This window comes from Klebsiella sp. MISC125 (assembly GCF_051131775.1).
In the GTDB taxonomy this organism is placed as follows: domain Bacteria; phylum Pseudomonadota; class Gammaproteobacteria; order Enterobacterales; family Enterobacteriaceae; genus Klebsiella.
The window spans coordinates 3,300,373-3,324,085 of sequence record NZ_CP180448.1 but is presented as its reverse complement, the minus strand read 5'-3'; the positions used below and the strand labels follow the sequence as shown (position 1 = coordinate 3,324,085).

General features: G+C 50.1%; 22 protein-coding genes. 13 read left to right on the top strand and 9 right to left on the bottom strand.

Translation table 11 applies throughout. The annotated features are described in order from the left end of the window. Window positions 1–30 precede the first annotated feature (30 nt). The 8 genes from ACMYSL_RS15805 (at window position 31) to ACMYSL_RS15770 (ending at window position 7,494) form a co-directional block, all read left to right on the top strand. Window positions 31–546, top strand: coding sequence for an adhesin (locus ACMYSL_RS15805; RefSeq protein WP_434659026.1), 516 nt, complete (start codon window positions 31–33; stop codon window positions 544–546). 36 nt (window positions 547–582) lie between these two features. Then, window positions 583–2,670: a hypothetical protein gene (locus ACMYSL_RS15800; RefSeq protein WP_434659025.1), complete on the top strand. Its 2,088-nt coding sequence runs from the start codon at window positions 583–585 to the stop codon at window positions 2,668–2,670. A 96-nt stretch (window positions 2,671–2,766) separates the two neighbouring features. Beyond that, a complete protein-coding gene (locus ACMYSL_RS15795) occupies window positions 2,767–3,474 on the top strand; it encodes a T6SS immunity protein Tli4 family protein (RefSeq protein WP_434659024.1) in 708 nt (235 codons plus the stop codon). 180 nt (window positions 3,475–3,654) lie between these two features. Beyond that, on the top strand, window positions 3,655–4,026 hold the full coding sequence (locus ACMYSL_RS15790; RefSeq protein WP_434659023.1) for a hypothetical protein: 372 nt from the start codon (window positions 3,655–3,657) through the stop codon (window positions 4,024–4,026). Between the two features lie 160 nt (window positions 4,027–4,186). Then, on the top strand, window positions 4,187–4,828 hold the full coding sequence (locus ACMYSL_RS15785; protein ID WP_434659022.1) for an ankyrin repeat domain-containing protein: 642 nt from the start codon (window positions 4,187–4,189) through the stop codon (window positions 4,826–4,828). A gap of 269 nt (window positions 4,829–5,097) precedes the next feature. Further along, window positions 5,098–5,514 carry a hypothetical protein gene (locus ACMYSL_RS15780; protein WP_434659021.1) on the top strand — a complete coding sequence of 139 codons (417 nt, stop codon included), beginning with the start codon at window positions 5,098–5,100 and terminating at the stop codon, window positions 5,512–5,514. Window positions 5,515–5,768: 254 nt separating this feature from the next. Beyond that, window positions 5,769–6,623, top strand: coding sequence for a hypothetical protein (locus ACMYSL_RS15775; protein WP_434659020.1), 855 nt, complete (start codon window positions 5,769–5,771; stop codon window positions 6,621–6,623). Window positions 6,624–6,654: 31 nt separating this feature from the next. Beyond that, complete coding sequence (locus ACMYSL_RS15770; RefSeq protein ID WP_434659019.1) at window positions 6,655–7,494, top strand: hypothetical protein; 840 nt, start codon at window positions 6,655–6,657, stop codon at window positions 7,492–7,494. Window positions 7,495–7,546: 52 nt separating this feature from the next. Here ACMYSL_RS15770 and ACMYSL_RS15765 read toward each other — a convergent pair whose 3' ends face one another. The 6 genes from ACMYSL_RS15765 to ACMYSL_RS15740 form a co-directional block, all read right to left on the bottom strand. Further along, the gene (locus ACMYSL_RS15765) at window positions 7,547–8,206 is read right to left on the bottom strand and encodes an O-methyltransferase (protein WP_434659018.1); all 660 of its coding nucleotides are present in this window, start codon (window positions 8,204–8,206) and stop codon (window positions 7,547–7,549) included. Between the two features lie 15 nt (window positions 8,207–8,221). Further along, window positions 8,222–9,601 (bottom strand): efflux transporter outer membrane subunit, encoded by a 1,380-nt coding sequence (locus tag ACMYSL_RS15760; RefSeq protein ID WP_434659017.1) that lies wholly within the window; start codon window positions 9,599–9,601, stop codon window positions 8,222–8,224. Then, window positions 9,598–10,683: an HlyD family secretion protein gene (locus ACMYSL_RS15755; protein ID WP_434659016.1), complete on the bottom strand. Its 1,086-nt coding sequence runs from the start codon at window positions 10,681–10,683 to the stop codon at window positions 9,598–9,600. Before ACMYSL_RS15755 ends, ACMYSL_RS15760 begins: the two co-directional genes overlap by 4 nt. Before the next feature lie 21 nt (window positions 10,684–10,704). Continuing rightward, complete coding sequence (locus tag ACMYSL_RS15750) at window positions 10,705–12,357, bottom strand: MFS transporter (RefSeq protein WP_181482393.1); 1,653 nt, start codon at window positions 12,355–12,357, stop codon at window positions 10,705–10,707. Then, window positions 12,357–12,788 (bottom strand): MarR family winged helix-turn-helix transcriptional regulator, encoded by a 432-nt coding sequence (locus ACMYSL_RS15745; RefSeq protein WP_182238369.1) that lies wholly within the window; start codon window positions 12,786–12,788, stop codon window positions 12,357–12,359. Before ACMYSL_RS15745 ends, ACMYSL_RS15750 begins: the two co-directional genes overlap by 1 nt. Window positions 12,789–13,078: 290 nt before the next feature. Beyond that, window positions 13,079–14,353, bottom strand: coding sequence for a Glu/Leu/Phe/Val family dehydrogenase (locus ACMYSL_RS15740; protein WP_110274809.1), 1,275 nt, complete (start codon window positions 14,351–14,353; stop codon window positions 13,079–13,081). Between the two features lie 412 nt (window positions 14,354–14,765). On the opposite strand from ACMYSL_RS15740, the gene ACMYSL_RS15735 reads away from it, so the two are divergent. Together ACMYSL_RS15735 and aldA are read left to right on the top strand one after the other, a co-directional pair. After that, window positions 14,766–15,560: a YdcF family protein gene (locus tag ACMYSL_RS15735; protein WP_434659015.1), complete on the top strand. Its 795-nt coding sequence runs from the start codon at window positions 14,766–14,768 to the stop codon at window positions 15,558–15,560. 368 nt (window positions 15,561–15,928) lie between these two features. Beyond that, a complete protein-coding gene (aldA, locus tag ACMYSL_RS15730) occupies window positions 15,929–17,368 on the top strand; it encodes an aldehyde dehydrogenase (RefSeq protein WP_434659014.1) in 1,440 nt (479 codons plus the stop codon). 45 nt (window positions 17,369–17,413) lie between these two features. Here the strand turns inward: aldA and ACMYSL_RS15725 are convergent, their stop codons facing one another. After that, a complete protein-coding gene (locus tag ACMYSL_RS15725; protein WP_434659013.1) occupies window positions 17,414–18,472 on the bottom strand; it encodes an alkene reductase in 1,059 nt (352 codons plus the stop codon). Window positions 18,473–18,598: 126 nt separating this feature from the next. Between ACMYSL_RS15725 and ACMYSL_RS15720 the strand changes: the two genes are divergently transcribed. Beyond that, window positions 18,599–19,480: a LysR family transcriptional regulator gene (locus ACMYSL_RS15720; RefSeq protein WP_434659012.1), complete on the top strand. Its 882-nt coding sequence runs from the start codon at window positions 18,599–18,601 to the stop codon at window positions 19,478–19,480. A gap of 40 nt (window positions 19,481–19,520) precedes the next feature. On the opposite strand, the gene gap is transcribed toward ACMYSL_RS15720, so the two are convergent. After that, window positions 19,521–20,519 (bottom strand): type I glyceraldehyde-3-phosphate dehydrogenase, encoded by a 999-nt coding sequence (gene gap, locus ACMYSL_RS15715; RefSeq protein WP_434659011.1) that lies wholly within the window; start codon window positions 20,517–20,519, stop codon window positions 19,521–19,523. A gap of 449 nt (window positions 20,520–20,968) precedes the next feature. On the opposite strand from gap, the gene ACMYSL_RS15710 reads away from it, so the two are divergent. Together ACMYSL_RS15710 and ACMYSL_RS15705 are read left to right on the top strand one after the other, a co-directional pair. Further along, window positions 20,969–21,925 (top strand): DUF1852 domain-containing protein, encoded by a 957-nt coding sequence (locus tag ACMYSL_RS15710; RefSeq protein WP_434659010.1) that lies wholly within the window; start codon window positions 20,969–20,971, stop codon window positions 21,923–21,925. Window positions 21,926–21,969: 44 nt separating this feature from the next. Then, a complete protein-coding gene (locus tag ACMYSL_RS15705; protein WP_304258781.1) occupies window positions 21,970–23,001 on the top strand; it encodes a methionine synthase in 1,032 nt (343 codons plus the stop codon). 75 nt (window positions 23,002–23,076) lie between these two features. On the opposite strand, the gene ACMYSL_RS15700 is transcribed toward ACMYSL_RS15705, so the two are convergent. Next, the gene (locus ACMYSL_RS15700) at window positions 23,077–23,553 is read right to left on the bottom strand and encodes a cold-shock protein (protein ID WP_181482384.1); all 477 of its coding nucleotides are present in this window, start codon (window positions 23,551–23,553) and stop codon (window positions 23,077–23,079) included. Window positions 23,554–23,713: the final 160 nt, after the last annotated feature.

The following is a 23,713-nucleotide window of genomic DNA, read 5'->3' as shown; positions in this document are numbered from 1 at the left end:
CATACAATATTTTAAAAATAAGGAGGCTAAATGCATTTTCCATTTTTGAAGTATGAAACATTACACAGAAGTATTGGTAATATATTCGTAAGTATAACAATTTCATTATTTATATTATTGTCAGGCATTGATTCCTGTAGTGCGGCTGAGTCTGAAGTTATATCATCAGAAAATTTTCACATTACCGGGTTTAGCCTTGAGGAAATTGATGATCTGAGACATCCAGTTTGTACCTTCAGTCTAAAAAACAATCACGCTGAGGATGTTTATTATTACGTCGAAGGCGCTATTTGCCCAGCCGGGCCGGGAGATTGTATTTCAGCCGCCATTATAAAATTGAATGGCAAAATAACCAAGATAAAACAAATTTCATCTGATGCGACAACCTCTATTTTTAACAATGGAACTCTCTCTATTGTCGCGACCTATATACCGGTTGAAACATCAACGATGGACGAAGAGGGAAATGTTGTAGACTCGATTATCATTATCAAAACAAAAAATAGTGAAAAGCATTTTAAAATGTCTGGTTACTGTGGTGTTTAATATTTTTACTCTCCATGAAGAGTAAATGGAATAAATATGAATGATAAAGAATCCATTGTATGGGTGACAAAAGCATTTTATCTAACGGACAACAATAAAATTGTTGACGCTTTAACAACCAATATTGACTGGTTGTTGGCGCTGGAACCTGATACTTTCGAAGATGAAGAGCTGTCCTGTCTCTCGTGCCTGCCACCGTTTGCGGCATTAGGTATTTTTCTCGGTACTGCCGCGATGATCCGCTGCAATGGTGCATTCATGGCGCAATACTGGCTAGAAGAAGCCGTGACAGCATACCACCGCGTACATCCAAACGGCTTTAGCTCCTGGCGGGGAAATACTCCGGTTTTTGCGGCTAAACAGCGCTATCCAGCGCTAAATAGGGTGTTGTTTGATGCGGCATGTGCTGATGGTGAGTGGCAACGTGCGTCCGCAATACTTGAGTCCCTTGGCAGATTCAGCGATGAGGATGGAAATTATTCCAGAGTTGGTTTTACTCGTGCTGCCTTGAAAAACGTCATTGCAGAAGATCATCCATTAGGACCATTTCATTATGATGAAGCCTGGCTATTGGAACAACAGGAGCGACTGATTAGCGCCAATGTGCTGAATGAATACTGTGAAGATACCTGGCGGCAATATACACGCCACCTCCAGCATTTAATGAATGTTGATCGTACCGACGACGCACTGCTATTTGTCCGGAAAACATTAAATAAATTAGAATATATTGAAGATAAGTTTGACTTTTATCTCTATAGTATGATTTTATTTTCTACTCAAGGTTTTATCGATGAAGCATTAGCGGTATTGACGGTACTTATCAGGCGCAAGACTCACCTGGATTACTTTGTTGATGCCGATGATTATCGTATCCAGCTAGAGCCAGCTCTCAATATAGAGATGAAAAACCTGTTGGAAAGCCCGCAGTTCAGGGCATTACAGGAGCGATATTTAACACCGAACACAGCAGACAATGACCGTGACATGAATACCTACGTATTCCGCAGTATCAGTGAAAAAGTATTAGGAGGAAAAACGCGTAAGCGTTGTGCTATCAGTCGGAAACTTATTTCACCCGGTGAGTTAGTTTACCGGTATCGTATGATGGATGGTATTGAATATATTGCGGGAAAAACGGCTTTCGAAGCCTCAACGCTTTATATCCAGGCGCAACAGCAGGCGACGGATGCCAGCAGCTGGCGGCATTTTGCCGAAAGTCGTGCAGGGCGAAGTCAATTCGATCATCCGGATATTGCCCGTTTTATCTTTGAGCGCATTGAGGGCAAATGCTTTGATGCTGCCGAATTTATTTGTCTGATTGCAAACCCGGTTGTTTTCCCTATGCGTTTTAAGTGGGTTGCTGGGCTGGATTTTACAGAACATTCTGTTGCAGATGACTTTTATGTTAATGACTCTCTCGCTGGAGAATTCGTCAATGTGTGCTGGATGGTGATGCAGTGTGGGAACGCTCGCGATATTTTTACCCAGCTTGCACAGGAACCCCTGGATATCGCCGATCCTATTTATGCCATGCTCGCGACGTTTGAGCGGCCAGACTGTCGGGCGGCAGCTGCTGCGCATTTTGCGCTGCCGGAACTGCCGGAGATGATGACGCGGGTCTTTAGTTCCCGATTGTCGCTGGATAATCTGTTGATGCTGGCTGATTTTGGCTTAAATAACACTCGTTTTTCCCAAGCGCTTGCCGTGGCGCTATCGCGTTATAATCTACATCTGTACTCAAATTATCGGCCTCAGGTTGACTGGTATCTCCAGGGACTGGAGCAGTACGCCAAAGCGAAAGGAGGCCAGCTACTCTACTTCTTTATTCATATTCCTCAGTATATTCCCGTCCTCAGTGCCATGCTGGATCGCGGCGTGGTACCGCATGGGATTGGTGAAGGTGCTTATGATGCTTACGATAATAGCCTCAATAATTTTCATCATACGGTGGCGATGCACTGCGTATTGCACTCGCCGGAGAAACTGGCTCATTGGATGGAAACACCGTGGATAGAAAGACTATTGATGGGAGGACCGCTGCGGGAAACCCAGCGTCACGTTGCTGCCTGCCAAAAAATGTTGTCAAAACGGCAAGGCGATGGAAAATGTCAGATTAAATAACCATAGGAACTTGAAAAAGAGTTCAGACGAAAATTTGATAACAAAGTACAAAAATATCCGAATGGTTTCTCTGTAAGCGGCGCCCACGATTACGGATTGCATTTAAAAAATGCTGACCGATTGTACTCTTTCTGGACCGAAGCCTGGTTGAGGCCAGAAGATAAAAATCTGACAGTTGATAAGGCTATGTTGGAAACGGGTCCTGAGATACAGTCATTCATCAAGCGCTTTCGCGCACGTGAATTGTATGAAGTACCGTCTGAACAGGGATTTTGCCTGCCTTATGGATTTATTGCCGGTGATTCAGGGCAGGAACCACATCAGTTGGGAGTTTCTTATCGACTGACTGAACACCCGGATGTAACGATATTCTTCCAGACTTTGGGACAAGCCCCTCTGGATGAGCGTGAACCTGCAGATAATGCTGGCCTAAAAGATATTGCGGCCTGGATGTGGAATAGTAAATATCTTTTACGTGGCGCAGATAAAAGAGAACTATTACTTCCCAAAGATCGATATATTGAAATGGATGGTCGAGAAGGTGTAGGAATGTTCATCAGTGAATATTACATGGGTGTTCCAATACATATCTTCGAAAGACCTGAAGAAATTGGCTACAAGCTTGAGTATCATGATTATACGAACTATTTATATATGGGTTATGTCAAACGTCATAAGAAACAGCCCGGTTTATTAATCTATGTATCACAGAACGGATGGATGGCAAAAAATAAATCTCCGATGGGTAAGGATGAATTATTGAAAATTGCCGAGCGTATTGTCCATTCAGTAAAACATCGCTGATGGAAAACTACCCATATAATAAATTCACTTTCCATGATGAACAATGTTACTATTGGGTAGATAAAGATTCAAGCTCTCGAGGTAATACTAGTGCGAATTTTATTCAGCGAATGAATATTTCAGGGGGTTCTGTTTGCGCTTATAGTAGTTTTTTGTCTATAAAAACTTGATGGATATAATATGAAGATAATAACTCTATTGGCGGCCCTGTTATTAACCGGTTGTTGCGTGATACTCCCTAATCGCGCAACGGTTTACCCTGATAAATTGCCCGTAGCGATAGTCGGTGAAAAATACCAGGCGAGTATTTATGTTGACGGCACGCCGGTGTCTTCAATGAGTATCAAAATTGGTGATAATTATTCTGATGACTATGTGGAAAATGGCCTAAAACTCTCTTTAGTAAGAGACGGTATAGATATACATGTTAATATTTCAGGTGTGCCTGAAAAAGCCAGTGAGTTAACATTCAGAGTCGACGGTGGTACTAAGGGTACGCAATGTCCTGGGGCCTGTTTTGATAAGGAGTATACGCTTAAGGTTGTCGACTGAGGGGAAAATCTATGTCGAATATCTCAATGTAATTTTTAACGGATATAAAAACTATCAATTCTATCGTTGTTTTACAGATTTTAATGCTCATGAGATATAGCTTATGCAAAGGTTATCAATGCTGTTTTTTTTCCTCATCCCTGTGCTTTCTGGATGCAGTATGTTTAATAATATTTTCGAAAAGAACTATTCGTTGAGCGCGGTGGCGAGTTTTTCTGATGATATAAACGAACTAAAAGAGATATGGTTTTTTTGCGACAAATGCTTGAAAGGCTCATCATGTAAATATAATGAGGTGGAACAATGTGAAAACGTGACCATTCCGAGCAGAAGTGAGGCTTTAAGCAAAGCAGTAGGTCGAGCTAACGTTGAAGCGGTTCACTTTTTGGTGGATGTTGCAAAAACGGATGTTAATGGCGTCAGCGGCAGCTATGAGGAAACGCCTTTAACTATAGCGGCATATTATGGCACGAAAGAGCATCAGGATATTGCTGCGTTTTTGCTTGCGCGTGGGGCGGATATCAATAAACCCTATAATGCTGTAGGCGGAACTCCCCTGGGGGTAGCGATGTGGAAACATAATGTTGATTTTGCAAAGTTCTTGCTTAAATCTGCTGCAAATCCCTCTGCCGGTGCCTATGGGAAAATAAAGGGAGATGTGTGTTTTAAGGCAATAAATAAAAACCTCCCCGAATTGTTCCCGCTTATTCCAGGGTGCTGTGCGTTAGCATTGCGTGATCTTAATTTTGACCCGAATATTAAACCCTTAACCATTCTGCAATGTCAGGGAGTAAAACATTAGCCATCGCATTTTTACACTTTCGGACGCGTTTAACCATACATAGGAGGTTTTTCACTTTCTTCATGCGGAGTGGCATTGTTAACACTTTTTATTACTGCGGGATTTATACGGGGTATATATTTCAGGGGGCTGTTTGTGCTGGTGGTGGTTTTTCTTGTCTATATAAAATTGATGGGTATAATACAAAGATAATGGCTGTAATCCTTAATTGGTCAATGTTATGTATATGACAGTAGTGATGGAGGAAATTATTAATCAGGGGAGATTGCATGAGATATTTTATAAGCTGTGTATTGGTTCTTTCTTCTTTCTGGAATGGTGGTGCTCTTGCGATGGGCGCAACCTCATGGGAGGGTGAGTTTGGAATCGAACAGCGAGGTGAAGAGTTAATCGATGGAACGCAGGTTTCATTACAGTATTTAATAAAAATAGATAATAAAAGCAATCGAGCTTCTTTATCTATGACAACATGGCATGCACCTATATCATGTACAGGCGATTATTCGGTAGAGAATAAGTCAGGGGTTTTAAAGTTATATTATTCTGGTGGGGAAGAAAAAGACGCGTGTCCCTATCCATCGCCACAATTTGAACTGCGTAGAACAGGGGGGCGTTATTTTATAAAAGGGACGATATTTGCATACTCCGAACCAGGTAAATGGTTGCACCTTAAGAAGATAAAGTAACAGGGTGTTTTACAAAGTTATACTGAGCGGTAGTGTTAGTAAAACTTAAAACATCGTGCAGACGCAAGTAGAGTAATAAAAAGAAAATAGAGATAATTCGCATCATTTTGCTATGATAAAGTCAATCGGCCTGTGAGCAGCGTTGAGCAAGAGCATACGTTCGAACCACTCTCAGTTAAAAGTATCAATGCCAGGGAAAGTCATTCAGGCGGTGTGGGGCCAGTAAAATTTATCAACAAGGACGTAAATAGTTTATGCGGAATAAAACGAAAGTTATTGCGGTGGCAGTCATCCTGGTGGCCAGCGGGGCGGTATTGGCGCAAAGGAAACAGAATGATAATCAGCCCTGCGATGAAACTCAGTTAGCTATCAATAACTCGAACTATATCATTTTGACAAAAATGCCACCAGCGATGCCAGACGAAGGTTCTCTTACCATGCAGTTTTCTGGCAAAGGAAAACTTTACCATTATGAATCATCCGGCACGATGTCACTCTCCCACTGCGGGCGGCTGGAAACTCGTTCTGAAACGGGAGATCGTGATATTGGTGATAATAAAATGTTGCGAACGACAATTCATATTAAGCGTGATCAACCGCAGGGATGGCTAATGGAGGTAGCGATTGATGGTTTGTATAAAGATAAGACGGGCGTCGATACTCGACATTATTATACTGACAAACAGGGAAGAATAACTCATGCAAAGGGTCAATATAGGGTAGGTGAAGAACAGCGCGAACCCACGACCTGGCAATATCTATATGATGATCAGAACCGCGTGATTCGTGAAGTGATGAAACACGCGGATTTTCCGGCTGATATCCTCATCGACTATTACTACGATATCAAGGGACGCCTAGCGCATATTACCGAAGGGTCCCGCACCCGCTTGCTGCGATGGGATGAAAAAGGGCGCTGGTTGTCCAGTATGCTTCAGGGGAATGCTGCCAGTAATACGATGCGGTTTGAGGATAAATGCACAAGGTGGGACGTTGTAGGAAACTGTACAGTAATCAATATGTGGGAAGCGGATACAAATCGCGCAGGAACCGAACGAGAAATGCAGGTGAATTATCAAATTCACTATCAGCCGAATAGCGCTGAATGATGTTCCCTGTCAACAAGGATGTGAGTCGCTTATGCGGAAAAAAACAAAAGTTATTATGTCTGTTTTCGTCGTAGTGGCCTGCGGCGTGGCATTTACGCTATGGAAATGGCAAAACGGCCACGCTTGCGATAAGGCGCAACTGACTATCAACGAAGCGAATTTTTTTATTTTAACAAGAATGGTACCGTTTACGGGAGAGCTACGTAGCGTGCAGATTTCCGGTGAGGATAATCAGTATTACAACAAGATGATCTTTTCCCGCTGCGGTATGCTGGAAAGCCGTATAGCTACGCGGGAGAGCGATTTTGGTGGTGGTATGACATCAAGCACTAAAATCAAACTTAGCCGCAACAGCGAGGATGGCGGTAAAGGGTGGGTACAGGAAATCACGACTGTCATTAAGAGGGATAAAGAAGTGAATACCTCAACGACGAGCCGCTATTTCCATACCGATGAATTGGGGCGGATCGCCTGGTCAGAGGAAGATAAGACAGGGAGGGAGAAACTGAGCGACACGAGAACCAGGCGCTACCGCTATAACGACCAGCATCGCCTGGTCCGGGAATATGATGTTGATTCTCCGCAGAAGGTTTTCACCGATTTTAGTTATAACGAAAAGGGTCGCTTAAGCCGCGTTGTTTCCACTGCTTACGACCGTCAGTCTCGCTGGGACCGTAAAGGACGCTGGTTATCTGACGAGGCTGCATATGGCAACGCCAAACTGATTATGGAAAATATGTGTTCGGCGTGGGACAACATCGGGAACTGTACGCTGACTGATATTATTACGAAAATACGTTCAGCGGATGAGGAATATGTGGAAAGGGGGCAACGGCTACAGCAGAAATACCAGTATGAGTATCAACAATAGCAGGCATGATCCGAATTGTGGCTTAGCGCCGCAATCCGGATTCTCAGATTAATTAATGGTTCACCCACGCCAGCGTAAAGCCATCCCAGCCTTTGCTGCCTACCGTTTGCAGCGCCGTGACCGTCAGGCGAGGATCGCTGCCCATCATCTCAATAAACGCTCTGACGCCCTGAACGCGATCGTCCGTGCTGTGCGGGTTAGTCACTTCACCGTCGCGCACGACGTTATCACCAACAATCAACGTCCCCGGACGGGAATAATGCAGAGCCCAGCGCAGATAGTTTGGGTTATTTGGCTTATCCGCATCAATAAAAATCAGGTCAAACGGCGGGCAATCGCCCAGCTTTTCGAGGGTCGCCAGCGCCGGGCCTTCCAGTACCTTAACCTTGTTATCAACGCCCGCCAGCCGGAGGTTTTCCCGCGCCACGGCGGCATGATGGGCGTCGGCCTCCAGAGTGAGTAATTCGCCATCAGTGGGTAATTCTCGGGCCATCCAGATGGTGCTGTAGCCGCCGAGAGTGCCGATTTCCAGCACTCGTTTTGCGCGGGTCATTCGTACCAGCAGGGCCAGAAACTGCCCCTGGTTGGCGGCGACATCGATAGCCGGAAGCCCGGCGCGCTCGTTGTTATCGAGAACCCGCTCCAGTATCGGATCGCTGGGGATTAATGCTTCAACGAGATAATTATCTACTGCCGTCCACTGTTGCTGCATGTCAGACTTCCCGTATTACTTCCCTGGTGAATCAGACCAGCCGCCTCCCAGCGACCGGTACAAATCAATTTGTGCCAGCAGCAGGTTGTTTTTCACCTGTACCACGCTGAGTTGGGTGGAGAACAGCGTGCGCTGGGCGTCCAGCACGTCTAAGTAAGATGAGTAACCGTTGCGATAGCGGTTCTGGGCGATACGCAGCGTCTCCTGGGCGACTTTCTCCTGCTCTTGTAACTCCGCCAACTGCTCGCCGTAGCGGCCAATCGCATCGAGGCTGTCGTTCACCTCCTTAAACGCACTGCGCACCGTTTTCTCATAGCCGTACAGCGCCTGATTGCGCTGGGCCATCGACACATCCACCTGAGCATTTAGCGCCTGACGGTTGAGGAGCGGTGCCAAAATACTGCCACCCAGACTCCATAAGCGTAGCGGATTATCGAGCAGATCGGGCAGGGTACGGTCCTGCATGCTACCGGTGGCGGTAAGGTTAATTGACGGTAGCAGCTGCGCCTGCGAGGACGCCAGCGTGGCGTCGGCGGCGAGCAGTTGACGTTGGGCCTGAACGATATCCGGGCGGCGGTTAAGCAGCGTTGACGGTAGCTGTGCCGGCAGCGTCAGCGGCGTCAACTGGGCGAATTCATTACGCTTAATGGTTCCCGGGTTAGACCCGATCAGCAGGCTAAGCGCATTTTCCTGCTGGGTGATTTGGTGCTGCAAGGGTGGGATCTGCGCCCGCGTAGAGCGCAGTTCCGAATCCGCCTGCATTAGCTCCAGACGGGAGGTGTAGCCCGTCTCAAACTGACGTTTCGCCAGATTAAACGCATCCTCTCGCGATTTTTGCGTTTGCTGCGTCACCCGCAGCTGTTCATCCAGCGAGAGCAGAGTAACGTAGCCAACCGCCACCGACGTCGCGACGGTCAGGTTCGCCGCCGCGGCAGCGGCCTTTTGCGCCTCAAGGCTAGCCTCCGCCGCGCTGGCGGCGCTACGGTTTGCACCCCAGATATCAACATCGTAACTCGCGGTTAGCGCGCCTTTATACACCGTGCTATGGACAGGCAGGCCGGTCGCTGCCGACTGCGAACGCGCGCGGGTGCCGGTTAGTCCGGCGTCAAGAGAGGGAAACAAGCTGCTGTCGGCGGCATAAACCCGCGCCTGATACTCATTCACCCGCTCGCGGGCAATCAGCACGTCGCTGTTGTAACGCAGAGCCTGATCGACATACAGATTGAGCGTGCTGTCGTGAAGGTTGCGCCACCACACGCCTTCCACCGGGCTGCCTGGACCGAAATCCGCGCGCCAGGCGGCGGGGATTTGTAACGTGGGGGCGGCTTGCTGGATGTCGGCAGACTGACAGCCAACCAACGCGAGAATGACGGTGAGGGTGAGCGGGCGGATCATTGTTTCTCCTCCCCGCGCGTATCAATGGTGACCTGCACCGACATCCCCGGACGCAGCCGCTGGTGGTTTTTCTGTCCCTCATCCACGGCGATACGCACCGGAATGCGTTGGGCGATTTTGACAAAGTTACCGGTGGCGTTATCCGGCGAAATGGCGCTGAATTCAACGCCGGTCGCCGGGGAAATACTTTGTACGGTACCGGTGAATTTTTCGCCGTTCAGCGCATCGACGGTGAAAGTCACCCGCTGTCCCACGCGCACCTGCGCCAGCTGGGTCTCTTTTAAATTGGCGATCAGCCAGTGCTGTGGCGGCACCAGCGAGGTCAAATGCGTCCCGGCGGTGACGTAAGCGCCTAGCCGGACGGAAATCTGCCCTAGCTGGCCGTCAGTCGGAGCGACTATACGGGTGTTTTGCAGATCGATTTGCGCCAGCTCCAGCGCCGCTTTGGCACTGGCGACATCGGCCACCAGCGAGTCACGGTTAACGATGGTCGATTGCAGATCCTGACGTGACATCTCAAGCGTTGCCTTCGCTTGTTCAATATCCGCATTGCCCTGCGCCGCGCTGGCGCGGGCAGAATCGCGCTCGCGAATGGAAAGGGAACCGTCGGCGGTCAGCTCCTGAACGCGTTTCAGATCCGCCTGCGTTTTAAGATTCTGCGCGCGGGCGTTTTGCAGCGCCGCTTCGTTACGCGCGATCACCGCTTCCGCGCTTTTACGCTGTTGCTGGTTATTCTTCAGCGCCGCCTCTTTCATCGCCACCTGAGCTTCCGCCTGGTGAACGCGCTGGTTATAAATGCGATCGTCAATCTGAAACAGCACGTCTCCGGCTTTTACCTGATTGAAATCCTGCACCTTCACCTGAGTGATATAGCCGTTAACCTGCGGGCTGATAAAGGTGGTCTGCCCGCGCACATAGGCGTTATCGGTAAACTGGCTTTGACGGGTAAATGGCGGTAGCTGCCAGGCGTAAAGAATAACCAGTACGCCGACGATACCAATGGCGGCGGCGGTAAAAATGGATACCACGCGAATATTATTACGGGTGTTGGCCTGTTGTTTGGCCGCATCCTGCTGACTCATAACGACTCCAGAGTGAAAATTTTATTTGCTGCCCGTGGCGCGTTTCAGCGCGATACGGGCGGTAATACGCAATCTTATTAAGCGCCAGAAAACCCAGACCAGCGTGGCGGCGGAAATCGCCGCCGTCAGCAGATACGTGTCATTGTAGGCGAGAATATTGGCCTGTAGCGTGGCGGCGTTTTGCAGCAGCGTGGTAGCCTGAACGTTCAGCAGCGTGCTGTCGCCAATCTGGCTTTGGTACATCTGGCTGTATTGCTGTAAGCGTTCGGTGATCAGCGGATTAAGCGTGGTGAGCTGGTCGGCAAGCTGGCTGGAGTGAAACTTCTCTCGCCAGGTCTGGAAGGTCCCGAGAATGGCGGAGCCCAGCAGGCCACCGATGTTTTGGCTCATACCGAACAGTACCGAAAAACTCACCAGGTTGCGCTGATCGGCGATCACGCCGCCAATGCCCGCCAGCATCGCCGGGGCGAGGAAGAAGGCGCTGCCGAAACCGAGCAGGAACTGGCTGAACATCAGCTGTTCTGGTCGCGTGAGGATCGTCGACTGGCTGTCGAGCAGTGAGGCAATCATTATCAACGCCAGCGCCGTGGCGGTGGGCCAGTAGAGGCGCTGCGGATTTAGCGTCAGGCAGCTGGCGACAATCCCGCAGGCGATCCCGGCAAAAATAGACCAGGCCAGATTGGTCATCTGCTCATTTTGCAGGCCGACGTACTGCAGCCAGCCAATCACTCCGGTGTTCTGCTCCGCCAGCACGATACGGATCAGTAGCATAATCAGCCCGAGTCGCAGAATACTGCCACTGGATAGCCATTTAGTATTGAGCAGCGGGTTGCTGCGGTTATGTTCAAAGGCGATAGCGGAAACAATCAACACCACTGCGCCCGCCAGCGACCAGCCAATCCACGGCGCTTCAAACCACCAGTCCAGACGCCCCAGCGACAGCACTGCGCACACCAGCGCCATCCCCGGTGCCAGCAGGCAGAAGGTGATGAAATCTTTCTTCTCGAACACTTTTTTGCGATCGCTCGGCGGCAGCTTCAGCGCCATCACGCAGGCCAGCGACACCAGCGCCAGCCCCAGTTCGAAGAAGTACAGCCCGCGCCACTCATCAATTTGTAGCAGTTCGGTAGAGAAAAGGCGGGCAAGGGGGATCGCCAGCGAGGAGCCAGTGATGCCGATAGTCAGCGCCTTTAGCCGATGGCGGGCAGGCCAGGCCTGCACCTGATAATAAATCCCTAACGAGCTGAGTGCTGCCGCCACCATGCCATGCGCCGCGCGCACCATCAGGGCTGAACTGAGGTCGTTAACGAACAGGTGGAAGAAGGTCACCAGCACGTAGAGCACCAGAAAACCTTCGGTAAAGGCGCGCAGGCCAAACTGCTGGCGGAATTTCACCAGTAGCAGGTTGATGGAGACGTTAGTCATCACGTAGACCGCCGGTAGCCAGGCGATCTCTGTCGACCAGGCGGCAAAGGTCCCCTGCAATAGCTGCAGGTTGGCAGTGACCACCGCGTTGCCCAGCGCCCCGGTCAGGCACACCAGCAGCCCGACGATTCCGTAGGCAATACGTTTTGGCGTGCTGTGAATAGGCGTTGAAGGTGAGCCGAGAATGGCCGGTTTTTCATGCGGGGCCCAGTCGTGGGGAACGTAGGGGTTACTTTTACGGCGAGGCATTATTTTTTCTCCACCTCGCGCAGCAGTTTTTCCAGCACCCGCTGGGTCTGCTGCTGTTCTTCTGGGGTAATGGCAGTGAGGATCTCCTCACGCAAACCGTCGGCCACCGTTTTCACCTGTTGATAAATCTCAAGGCCTTTGGCGGTGGCGATCAGCAGCCGTTTACGCTTATCGCGTTCGGTTTTGACCCGCTCAACCAGGCCGAGATCGACCAGTCGGTTAAGCAGCGGCACGAGGGTGGCGCTTTCGACGCCCAGCTCCTGGGCCAGCTCGCTTTGTGATAGCGGCTGTTCGTTACGGGCAATGGCGGCAACGGCGACCCAACTGGCCTGGCTCATGCCAAGGTTTTTGAGGCGACGGTTGACCGCAAGCCGCCAGTGGTGGGCGGTCAGATATAAAAGATGGGAGAAGTTAAGCTGTCGGTTATCCATAGGCCAGTCTGCAATATCGTTAGAGCTCTAATGATTTTAGGCCTGGCCAAAACGAGAATTCAAGCTGATTGATAAAAATCAGTTAACGGTATGTGCGTTTATTGTAGGGGGATAAGAAAACACAACCGGTTGGGCTAAGAAGGTGTTGCATTGCCCGGCGGGGCCTACAGGAGGATGCATAACATGTTGGTACCGTGGGTTTTGTAGGCCGGATAAGGCGTTAGCCGCCATCCGGCGAAAATACGAGCAGCGAACCTAAGCCCGGCATAAACCGGGCTGAGAAGGTCAGATTATCCTGGATAAATACCGCGATCTTTACGCGCCATCAGGATACGTTCACAGGCTACGATATAGGCGGCTGTACGCAAAGAGCACTCTTTTTCAGCGGCTTTTTCGCAGACATGAACGATCGCATCGGTCATGATGCGGTCCATTTTGGCGTTGATCTCCTCTTCACTCCAGAAGAAGCTGGCCATATCCTGCACCCATTCAAAGTAGCTCACGGTGACGCCGCCGGCGTTACAAATAACGTCCGGTACCACCACGATGCCGCGTTCGGCCAGCACATCATCGGCTTCCGGGTAGGTCGGGCCGTTAGCGCCTTCCAGTACCAGTTTGCAGCTGATGGTTTCGGCGCGTTCACGCGTAATCTGGCCTTCCAGCGCCGCCGGGATCAGAATATCCATCTGCGTCGTCCAGAACTCCTCTTTGGCGATTTCGCGCGCGCCGGGGAAACCGGCAATCTGTTTGTTCTCGGCCTGCCATGCGGTCAGCGCGGCCATATCAATGCCGCCTTCATTAAACAGAGTGGCGGTGTGGTCCTGAATCACCACGATGCGCGCGCCGACGCCCGCGAACAGGCGGGCTGCTTCGCTACCGACGTTACCAAAACCTTGCAACGCGACTTTCGCGCCTTCAATTTCGATCCCGCTGCGACGAGCTACTTCGCGTCCGGTCACAAATACACCGCGGCCGGTGGCTTTTTCACGGCCCAGAGAGCCGCCGAGGTGGATAGGCTTACCCGTAACCACGCCGGTGATGGTGGTGCCGTGGTTCATGGAGTAGGTATCCATCATCCAGGCCATCACTTTACCGTTGGTGCCGACGTCTGGTGCCGGAATATCTTTTTGCGGCCCAATAATAATGCCGATTTCGCTGGTATAGCGGCGGGTCAGACGCTCCAGCTCACCTTCGGATAATGAGAACGGGTCGACGCGGATCCCGCCTTTCGCGCCGCCGTAAGGAATATTGACTGCAGCACACTTGATGGTCATCCAGGCAGAGAGCGCCATGACTTCATTCAGGTCTACATCCGGATGGTAGCGCACCCCGCCTTTACCTGGCCCGCGCGAGAGGTTGTGCTGGACGCGATAGCCTTCGAAATGGCGGATGGTACCGTCATCCATTTGTACCGGAATATCAACAATCAGCGCGCGTTTTGGGTGGCGCAGGGTTTCGATCCAGTAGGCGAGATCGCCCAGGTAGGGCGCGACGCGGTCAATTTGGCGCAGGTAGGTGGTCCATGGGGATGTACTACTTTCAGAAGCGTAAGATAACTTTTCCATAAGAGTCCTGTTTTGCAGTGATAATTATTTTGTTAACCGTGGAAAGATACAGCGAGAAACTCTGTAACGAGAATGTTATCACCAATTTAATGGGACGGTATTTGGCAAAAATTCAGAATATGCTGTCGTTACGGGTGGGCTTGAGTTTTTTATGAATAAAAAAACGAGAAATAACGCCTGTTGCGGATGAATATGCATCTTTGTGCATTAAAGCCGTAGTTGTGGCTATTTATCCCTATTTATTAGAATCTTGACTCTCTTCAAAAAGTGAACAAAACGCTATGTAGATGTGTTGACTTTGTTGCTATGAAAGCGTTGACGAGATGTTTGCGCTTTATTACCCAAAGCACAATTGGCGGTTTATGATGGTGGCCGGGAACTTAAGGGTGAAATGGCGTGAAAAGGAGAGGATATGGCAGAACATTTTCCATCATTACCGACTAATACACTGGCGGCGGCAAACCGGCTGGGGGCCTGGCTGGCGCAAGATGATTTATCACAGGATCCGCAAATAGATGTGGTGGTACTGGCGGGTAATGCGGTGATCCCGACCATTGATTTCGCCTGCCAGCTGGCGGCACGTCACGCTGTGCCGTTACTGATCAGCGGCGGCATCGGCCATTCCACCTCATTTTTATATGATGCGGTGTTGAGCGACTCTCGCTACCGGACGCTGTTGGTATCGGGGCGCGCCGAGTCGCATATTCTTGCTGATATCGCCCATCAGTTCTGGCAGATTCCTCGTGAAAGGATTGTGGTGGAAGACCGCTCCACCAACTGCGGAGAGAACGCGCGCTTTACCCGACAAATGCTCGAAGAGAGAGGGATTGCACATCGCACGGGCGTGGTGATTCAAGACCCGACGATGCAGCGCAGAACGATGGCGACGTTTGCCCGCGTCTGGCAGGGGGAGGAGACCGCTGCGCCGCAATGGTACAGCACGCCGGGCTGCTCGCCTGTGCTGTGCAACAGTGATAACGGGTTAACCTTCAGTGGTGAGCAAGAGGGTCTGTGGCCGGTTGGACGCTATCTGGCGTTAATCCTCGGCGAACTGCCGCGGCTGGCAGATAATCCGCAGGGATACGGCCCGCTGGGTAAGGGGTTTATCGCCCATGTGGATATTCCGCCGCATATTGTGCAGGCGTGGGAGACGCTGCGTGATGATCGTCTGCTGTCCGATGCGCTGAACGCGCGAACTCTGGGTTAGATTTTTTATTTCAGCAAAATGTCAGTGAAGGGGAATATTTCTTTCGCCCGCTCTCTGGCCGCCGTCCTGGCGGCCAGTCATGGATGCGCGCCTGCGTTCTCGCCAATTTTCTTGATGCGCTTAACCCCATCGCTGCCAGCCCGCATTAAAAACGTCTTATAACCAAGCGCAAATTTGCCCGTTTGCGTCAGGATTATCGCAAACGGGCATGATGTGTTATCGAATTGTGATTATCTCTGCGTCGAACTCCTCTATTTTTATGAAATGACTCACAAAAACGCGCGTCAGGACTATCGAATTGCCGTTCAGGAGATAGTTTTTAACATTAAATTCACTTGTTAAAAACAATAACTCCACAGGAGCAAACCATGACAGCACCCGTTCAACACCCTATGTACATTGACGGTCAGTTTGAATCTGGCCGCGGTGATGCCTGGATTGATGTTATCAACCCGGCGACGGAAGCGCTGCTTTCGCGCATTCCTGACGGGAGCGCGGAGGATGCACAGCGGGCGATTCTGGCGGCTGAGCGGGCACAACCAGGCTGGGAAGCGCTGCCAGCTATTGAGCGGGCGGGGTGGTTGCGCAAAATTGCTGCCGGTATTCGCGAGCGGGCGGATGAAATCGCCGCGCTGATTGTCGCCGAAGGTGGGAAAATTCAGCAACTGGCGGCAGTCGAAGTCTCCTTTACCGCCGATTACCTCGACTATATGGCCGAATGGGCACGTCGTTATGAAGGTGAAATCGTGCAGAGCGACCGTCCGGGCGAAAACATACTGGTCTTTAAACGCGCGCTGGGCGTAACGACCGGTATCCTGCCGTGGAACTTCCCGTTCTTCCTGATTGCTCGCAAGCTGGCTCCTGCGTTGATTACCGGCAATACCATCGTCATTAAACCGAGTGAATTTACGCCAAATAACGCCATCGCCTTTGCGCAAATCGTCCATGAGATCGGACTGCCGAAGGGGGTATTTAACCTGGTGCTGGGCCGTGGCGAAACCGTAGGTCAGGAGCTGGCGGGTAACCCGAAAGTGGCGATGGTCAGCATGACTGGCAGCGTGGTGGCTGGTGAGAAAATCATGGCCGCTGCGGCGAAAAATATCACCAAAGTTTGCCTTGAGCTGGGAGGAAAAGCGCCAGCCATCGTGATGGATGATGCGGATATCGAGCTGGCGGTCAAGGCAGTGGTGGATTCGCGTGTCATCAATACCGGGCAGGTGTGTAACTGCGTCGAGCGCGTGTATGTGCAAAAAGGGATTTACGACCGCTTCGTTAACCGACTTGGCGAAGCAATGAAAGCGGTACAGTTTGGCGACCCGGCTTCACGTGACGATATCGCCATGGGGCCGTTGATCAACGCCGCCGCGCTGGAGCGCGTTGAGCAGAAGGTGGCGAAGGCGGTCGCGCAGGGCGCCCGCGTTGCCCTTGGCGGTAAAGCGGTCGCAGGCAAGGGTTATTTTTATCCGCCAACGCTGCTGCTGGACGTGCGTCAGGAGATGGATATCGTTCATGAAGAGACGTTTGGCCCGGTACTGCCGGTGGTGGCGTTTGACACGCTCGAAGAGGCGCTGGCAATGGCCAACGATAGCGATTATGGCCTGACCTCATCTATCTATACTCGTGACCTGAATGTCGCTATGAAGGCAATAAAAGGGCTGAAGTTCGGCGAAACCTATATCAACCGCGAAAACTTTGAAGCAATGCAGGGCTTCCATGCCGGATGGCGTAAATCGGGAATTGGCGGTGCAGATGGGCGTCATGGCCTGAATGAGTATCTGCAAACTCAGGTGGTCTATTTGCAGTTATAAACCATTGTCCGAAGCCCCGCTGATGATTCAGCGGGGCCCGTCGAACTACTTCATGGTCGGATAGTCGGTATAGAATCTTTCCGTTCCACCAAAGAAGCCCTCCCGCTGTGCTTCATTCATGGGTGCATTAGCTTGTAGACGCTCGACAAAATCCGGGTTTGCCAGCACCATCGCACCGTAAGACTCCAGGTCCGCCAGGCCGGAATTTACATCGCAGCCAACTTCCTCGCGTGGGCGTCCAGGACGATTAAGGATCAGTTTACTACTCCAGATTTGTCGCAGGTCGCTGAGCAGACTTTCATCACCCATATGCATAACATGCAGCCATGCAAGACCTGATTTATTGAGTTTGCCAACCAGGTAACGATAGAGATCCGCGCGGTCTTCTCCTTCGTCGATTCCCCACATATTCATCCCGGGGGAGAGGCGGATACCTGTGCGATCTCCACCTATTTCATCGGCAATCGCTTGAGTCACTTCAATGGCGAAGCGCGCGCGATTTTGTATGGAACCTCCGTATTCATCGGTGCGCGTATTGGCGCTAGGTGCCAGAAACTGATGGATAAGGTAGGCATTGGCACCGTGTATTTCTACACCATCCGCACCGGCTTCAATGGCTCTTCTCGCGGCGACGCGAAAATCGGCGATGGTCTGCTGAATTTCATCGCGGCTAAGCGCTCTGGGGGTGGGGATTTCCTGCATTCCGCTGGCGGTAAACATCGGCGCGCCCGGTGCGATGGCCGAGGGTGCCACGCCTTCTCGGTGGTGTGGCGTATTGTCCGGATGGGACATGCGGCCCGCATGCATCAGTTGGATAAATATCCTGCCGCCTTTGGCGTGTACGGCGGCAGTGACTTTTTTCCAGCCAGTCACGTGGGCATCCGTGTAGATACCCGGAGTTGTGAGATATCCCTGGCCATCGTCTGATGGCTGAGTTCCTTCGGCAATAATCATCCCAACGCTGGCCCTTTGTGCATAGTAGGTTGCCGCCAATTCGCCGGGCGTACCATCATATTGCGCGCGCGAGCGAGTCATTGGTGCCATGACCAGGCGGTTTGCCAGCGTATAGCGGCCTATTGAAACGGGATTGAATACTGTACTCATCGGTGAAATCCTCTTGGGCGCATGGTAGTTGGCGCGCTGAACGTGATGAGGTCAATCATCATCTGTTTCATGAAAAGGATAAAGTGGGTACTATGGATTTCATTGTTCCATAAATGGCACAGTTGAATGAACGATTATCTAAGCGATATGTCATTGTTTGTTGAGGTGGTTAAAGCCCGAGGTTTTCGTCGCGCGGCGGAGATCACCGGGACGCCAGCGTCAACTCTGTCGCGCCGAATCAGCGAGCTTGAAAAGTCGACAGGTCTGAGGTTGCTGCATCGGACAACTCGTAAAATAGAGCTGACCGATGCCGGGCAGATCTATTTTGAACGTTGCCGCCGCATCGTGGACGAAGCGCGGCTGGCGCATGAGCAATTAGGTGAGATCATGACTCAGCCTGAAGGGGTCTTAAGAGCTTCGTTTCCGGTCGATTTTGCCGTGACGTGGCTGGCGCCGATTATTGCCGAGTTTGCCGGGCTTTATCCTGGCATTACGTTTGAGTTTGATGTCACCCCGCGAAAAGTTGACTTAATTAGCGAGCCGTCTGATGTCGCGATCCGCATAGGCGAGCCGAAAGATTCTCTGCTCATCGCCCGTAAGCTGATGTCGATGAAAGCTTATCTGTATGCTTCTCCAGGATATCTCGCTCGCGCTGGGCTCCCCGCCACACCTGCCGACCTTGCGCATCACGCCTGTCTGGGAATGCTCAAAAATAACGCCTGGACGCTGCATCACCAGCAGCAAAGTGAGACGGTGGCGGTAAGCGGGCGGTTTACGCTCAATAGTGTGGGGATGATTCGTCGGTTAGCGACGCTCAATATGGGGATCATTTTGATGCCAGTGGAGGTAGTGGCCGACGAAGTGGCTGCGGGGAAATTAACCGCGATTTTGCCGCAATGGCACGGTTCTCCGCAGTCCGTTTATGCCATGACTGAAACGCGCTTACTACCTGCCAGGACACAGATATTCATTGAGTTTTTACGCGAAAGACTCGCGTCGGCGGAGTGAAAACAGGCAGATAGCCAAGTACCATCTGCCTTATGCGGGATTATTTTGCGAATTTATCCAGTACGCGAATCAGCTGGGTGACAAAGCCATATTCGTTATCGTACCAGGCCACCGTTTTAACCAACTGAACATCACCGGCTTCGGCTATCTCAAGCTGCGTGGCGTCGTAAATTGAACCGAAATGGCTACCTATCACATCTGACGAGACAATTTCCACTTCGGTATAACCGAACGATTCATTGTTCGCCGCCGCGTTTTTCATCGCCTGATTGACCTCTTCGGCGGTGACTTTTTTCGCCAGCACGGAGACCAGTTCCGTTACCGATCCTGTTTTGGTCGGTACGCGCTGGGCATGGCCTTTTAATTTCCCGCTGAGTTCCGGGATAACCAGACCGATCGCTTTCGCAGCCCCAGTGGTATGCGGAATGATGTTTTCCGCCGCCGCGCGCGAAGCTCGCAGATCTTTACCGCGTGGGCCATCAACCAACGACTGGGTGCCGGTATAGGCGTGGATGGTGGTCATGGTGCCTAGCTTAATACCGAACGCATCGTTAAGGACTTTTGCCATCGGAGCCAGACAGTTGGTGGTGCAGGAGGCGACGGAAATAATGGTATCATCTGCGGCCAGAGTGTCATCGTTAACGTTGTAAACGATGGTTTTCATATCGCCTGCCGGTGCGGAAATCAGCACCTTTTTCGCACCTGCGCTCAGGTGGGCCTGCGCTTTCTCAGTGGAGGTATAAAAACCGGTACACTCGACGATCAGCTCGGCACCCACCGCTTTCCACGGAATATGTTGAGCCTCTTTTTCAGCGTACACGGTGATTTTTTTGCCATCGACGATAAGCGCATCTTCAGTAAAATCAACGCTCCATGGGAAAGGGCCGTAGTTAGAGTCATGCTTTAACAGGTAGGCCAGCACTTTTGGCGAGGTGAGGTCGTTAATGGCCACCACTTCTAAAGAACTTTTCACTTCCAACAACCGGCGTAGCACCAAACGTCCAATACGGCCAAATCCATTAATCCCAAGTTTGCTCATGAAAATCTCCTGGTAAGTTGAATTGATACGTTAAAACTTCTCCAGGCTTAGTCCAGCCATCGGGATTGGGCAACCGGACATTTGTGCAAAATGGCCAGTTGTTCGAAAAAACCATATGAAAAATTTAATGAATTCTGGAGGTTGGCGCTAACATGCTGACGCTTAATAATTTTTTGTTTCAGTTTTATTCGTTAAGGGCATATTAGCTGGGGTAGGCAGATTGTAAACAGGATTGGCCTGGCGCCAAATCAGCGATTGAAGATCATGAAGATAGCTCATGTTGTAATGAAATTAACTCGCTTTCACTCATCCAGTGGCTCTGGCATAAAATACACCATATTAACTTATTGGCAACATGAAGGCCGCTGACTGAGCCAACGCCCAAGCAACTTGAAGTATGACGGGTATAAATTCAGTTTTCATGTCAGGACTCAGGATGCAAAATTGCGATGAATAAAAATTTTACTTTTACGATTAAGAGCAGTATTTTCGATGAAAATTATAACCCTTCTGAAAATACGCGTATTACAACTAACTTTGCTAATTTAGCCAGAGGGCAAAATCGTCAGCAGAATTTGCGTAACACTTTATTGATGATTGACAATCGTTTCAACACGCTGGCGCACTGGGATAATCCGAAAGGCGAGCGTTATTCGCTCGAGCTTGAAATCATTTCTGTCGAGATGAGTATCGAGGCTAATGGCGACACTTTCCCGGTAATAGAAATATTAAAAACGAATATCATTGATAAAAAAACCAACGAACGTATTGAAGGCATTGTAGGGAATAACTTCTCTTCTTATGTCAGAGATTATGATTTTAGCGTATTGCTGTTAGAGCACAATAAACAGCAATCAGCGTTTAGTCTTCCCGATAATTTTGGTGATTTACACGGCAATATCTTTAAATGTTTTGTAAACTCAAGTGAGTACAAACATAACTTTAGCAAACCGCCGGTGATATGCCTCAGCGTATCCAATAAAAACACCTACCATCGAACAGGTAATGAGCATCCTGTGCTGGGCATTGAATACCAACAGAATGGAACGTCGTTGACTGAGGGCTATTTCAAAAAAATGGGCTTGCAGGTTCGTTATTTTATGCCTGCAAATAGTGTCGCACCTTTGGCTTTTTATTTCTCAGGTGATTTACTGAGCGATTACACTAATCTTGAGCTGATGAGTACCATCAGCACGATGGAAACTTTCCAGAAAATTTATCGGCCTGAGATTTACAACGCCAACTCTGTGGCAGGGCAGTGCTATCAACCTGACCTGAATCACCAGGATCACTCACTGACAAAAATTGTTTATGACCGGGAAGAGCGTAGCCAGTTGGCTATTGAGCAGGGGAAATTTACTGAAGAGAACTTCATTAAACCGTACAAGAACATTCTCGATCAGTAGTCTGCTCAGTACGCTATTTAATTAACGATATAAGGCCAACTATTATGAAAAGATTATTACCCACTTCGACTGCGGGCAGCTTACCCAAACCTTCGTGGCTCGCTGAGCCTGAGAAACTATGGTCCCCCTGGAAACTACAAAATGAAGAGTTAATTGAGGGGAAAAAGGACGCGCTGAGTTTGGCTCTGTACGATCAATTACGTGCAGGTATCGATATTGTCAGCGATGGCGAGCAAACGCGTCAGCACTTTGTGACCACGTTTATTGAGCACCTCAGCGGTGTTGATTTTGCAAAACGTGAAGTGGTGAAAATTCGTAATCGCTATGAAGCAAGCGTCCCAACCGTCACAGGTGCTGTTGAACGCCAAAAACCCGTTTTTGTTGAGGACGCGCGGTTTTTACGTCAGCTCACCAAACAACCTATTAAATGGGCGCTACCTGGGCCTATGACCATGATTGATACACTTTATGACGACCACTATAAAAGCCGCGAAAAACTGGCCTGGGAATTTGCGAAAATATTGAATCAGGAAGCCAAAGAGCTAGAGGCTGCTGGCGTCGATATTATTCAGTTTGATGAGCCGGCTTTTAATGTGTTTTTTGATGAAGTGAATGACTGGGGGATCGCGGCTTTAGAAAGAGCAGTGGAAGGGCTGAAATGCGAAACGGCGGTACATATCTGCTATGGATATGGCATCAAAGCGAACACCGACTGGAAAAAGACGCTGGGCACAGAGTGGCGTCAATATGAAGAAGCATTTCCTAAGCTGCAAACATCCAGTATCGATATCATCTCACTGGAATGTCATAACTCGCATGTTCCGATGGACCTGCTTGAGCTGATTCGCGGTAAAAAAGTGATGGTCGGGGCCATCGACGTGGCAACGAATTCTATTGAGACGCCGGAGGAGGTTGCTGACACATTACGCAAAGCCCTTCAGTTTGTCGACGCTGACAAGCTTTACCCTTCTACCAACTGCGGCATGGCGCCATTATCTCGTCAGGTAGCCGCAGGCAAACTAAATGCGTTAAGTGCAGGGGCAGAAATTATCCGCAAGGAACTCTCGGTTAAATAAATTCGCCAAATATCCTGACGACTAAGCGATGCCGAAATCCTGCTTATGCAAGCAAGATTTCGGCACAGGATCATTTCAGACCTTGAGCATTTTTACCGTGGCATCCACGTCTATTTCATCTTCAGAAAAGATTAACGTCGTTCCCTGAAAAGTGGTCACCGCCAGCTTTTTCAGCGAGCGCATTTCACCCGGTTTAGCGGCTGATTTTGGCCTGATACTCCCCATCAGCGCACCTACAGACAGTACAGCGTTTTCTTTATCAATGCGGGTGTCGGCTGGCACTTCTTCGCTGTAAACCAGATAGGACTTGATCGACGTGAGCTTAATACGCTCACCCGCGATATAGATGTATTTGCTTTCCGGTATCACTTTTACCGCATAAGCGGATAAGCCCTTGTTATTGGTAGTGGGTTCGAAAGTGACGGCTGCATCTTTCTTTATCAGATCGGGATTGGCGACCTTAATCACATGAAAATAGCGGTTCTCACCGTTTTCATCTTTGATAAATCCAAAGCCTTTATCTTTAAACCACGTTGTGATCGTTCCGTTCATCGCCTTACCGCCTGGTTAATCGTTTATCTACTCAGTTTTGCAGCGCGCAGTGTAAAGCACAATGCCGATGCAGACCACGTCTTTGCTTTCAGTCTGGACGATAAATTTCTGTCAGGCCAGAAGAGGGGCTGGTGAACCTGGACGACGTCACCCCCAAATA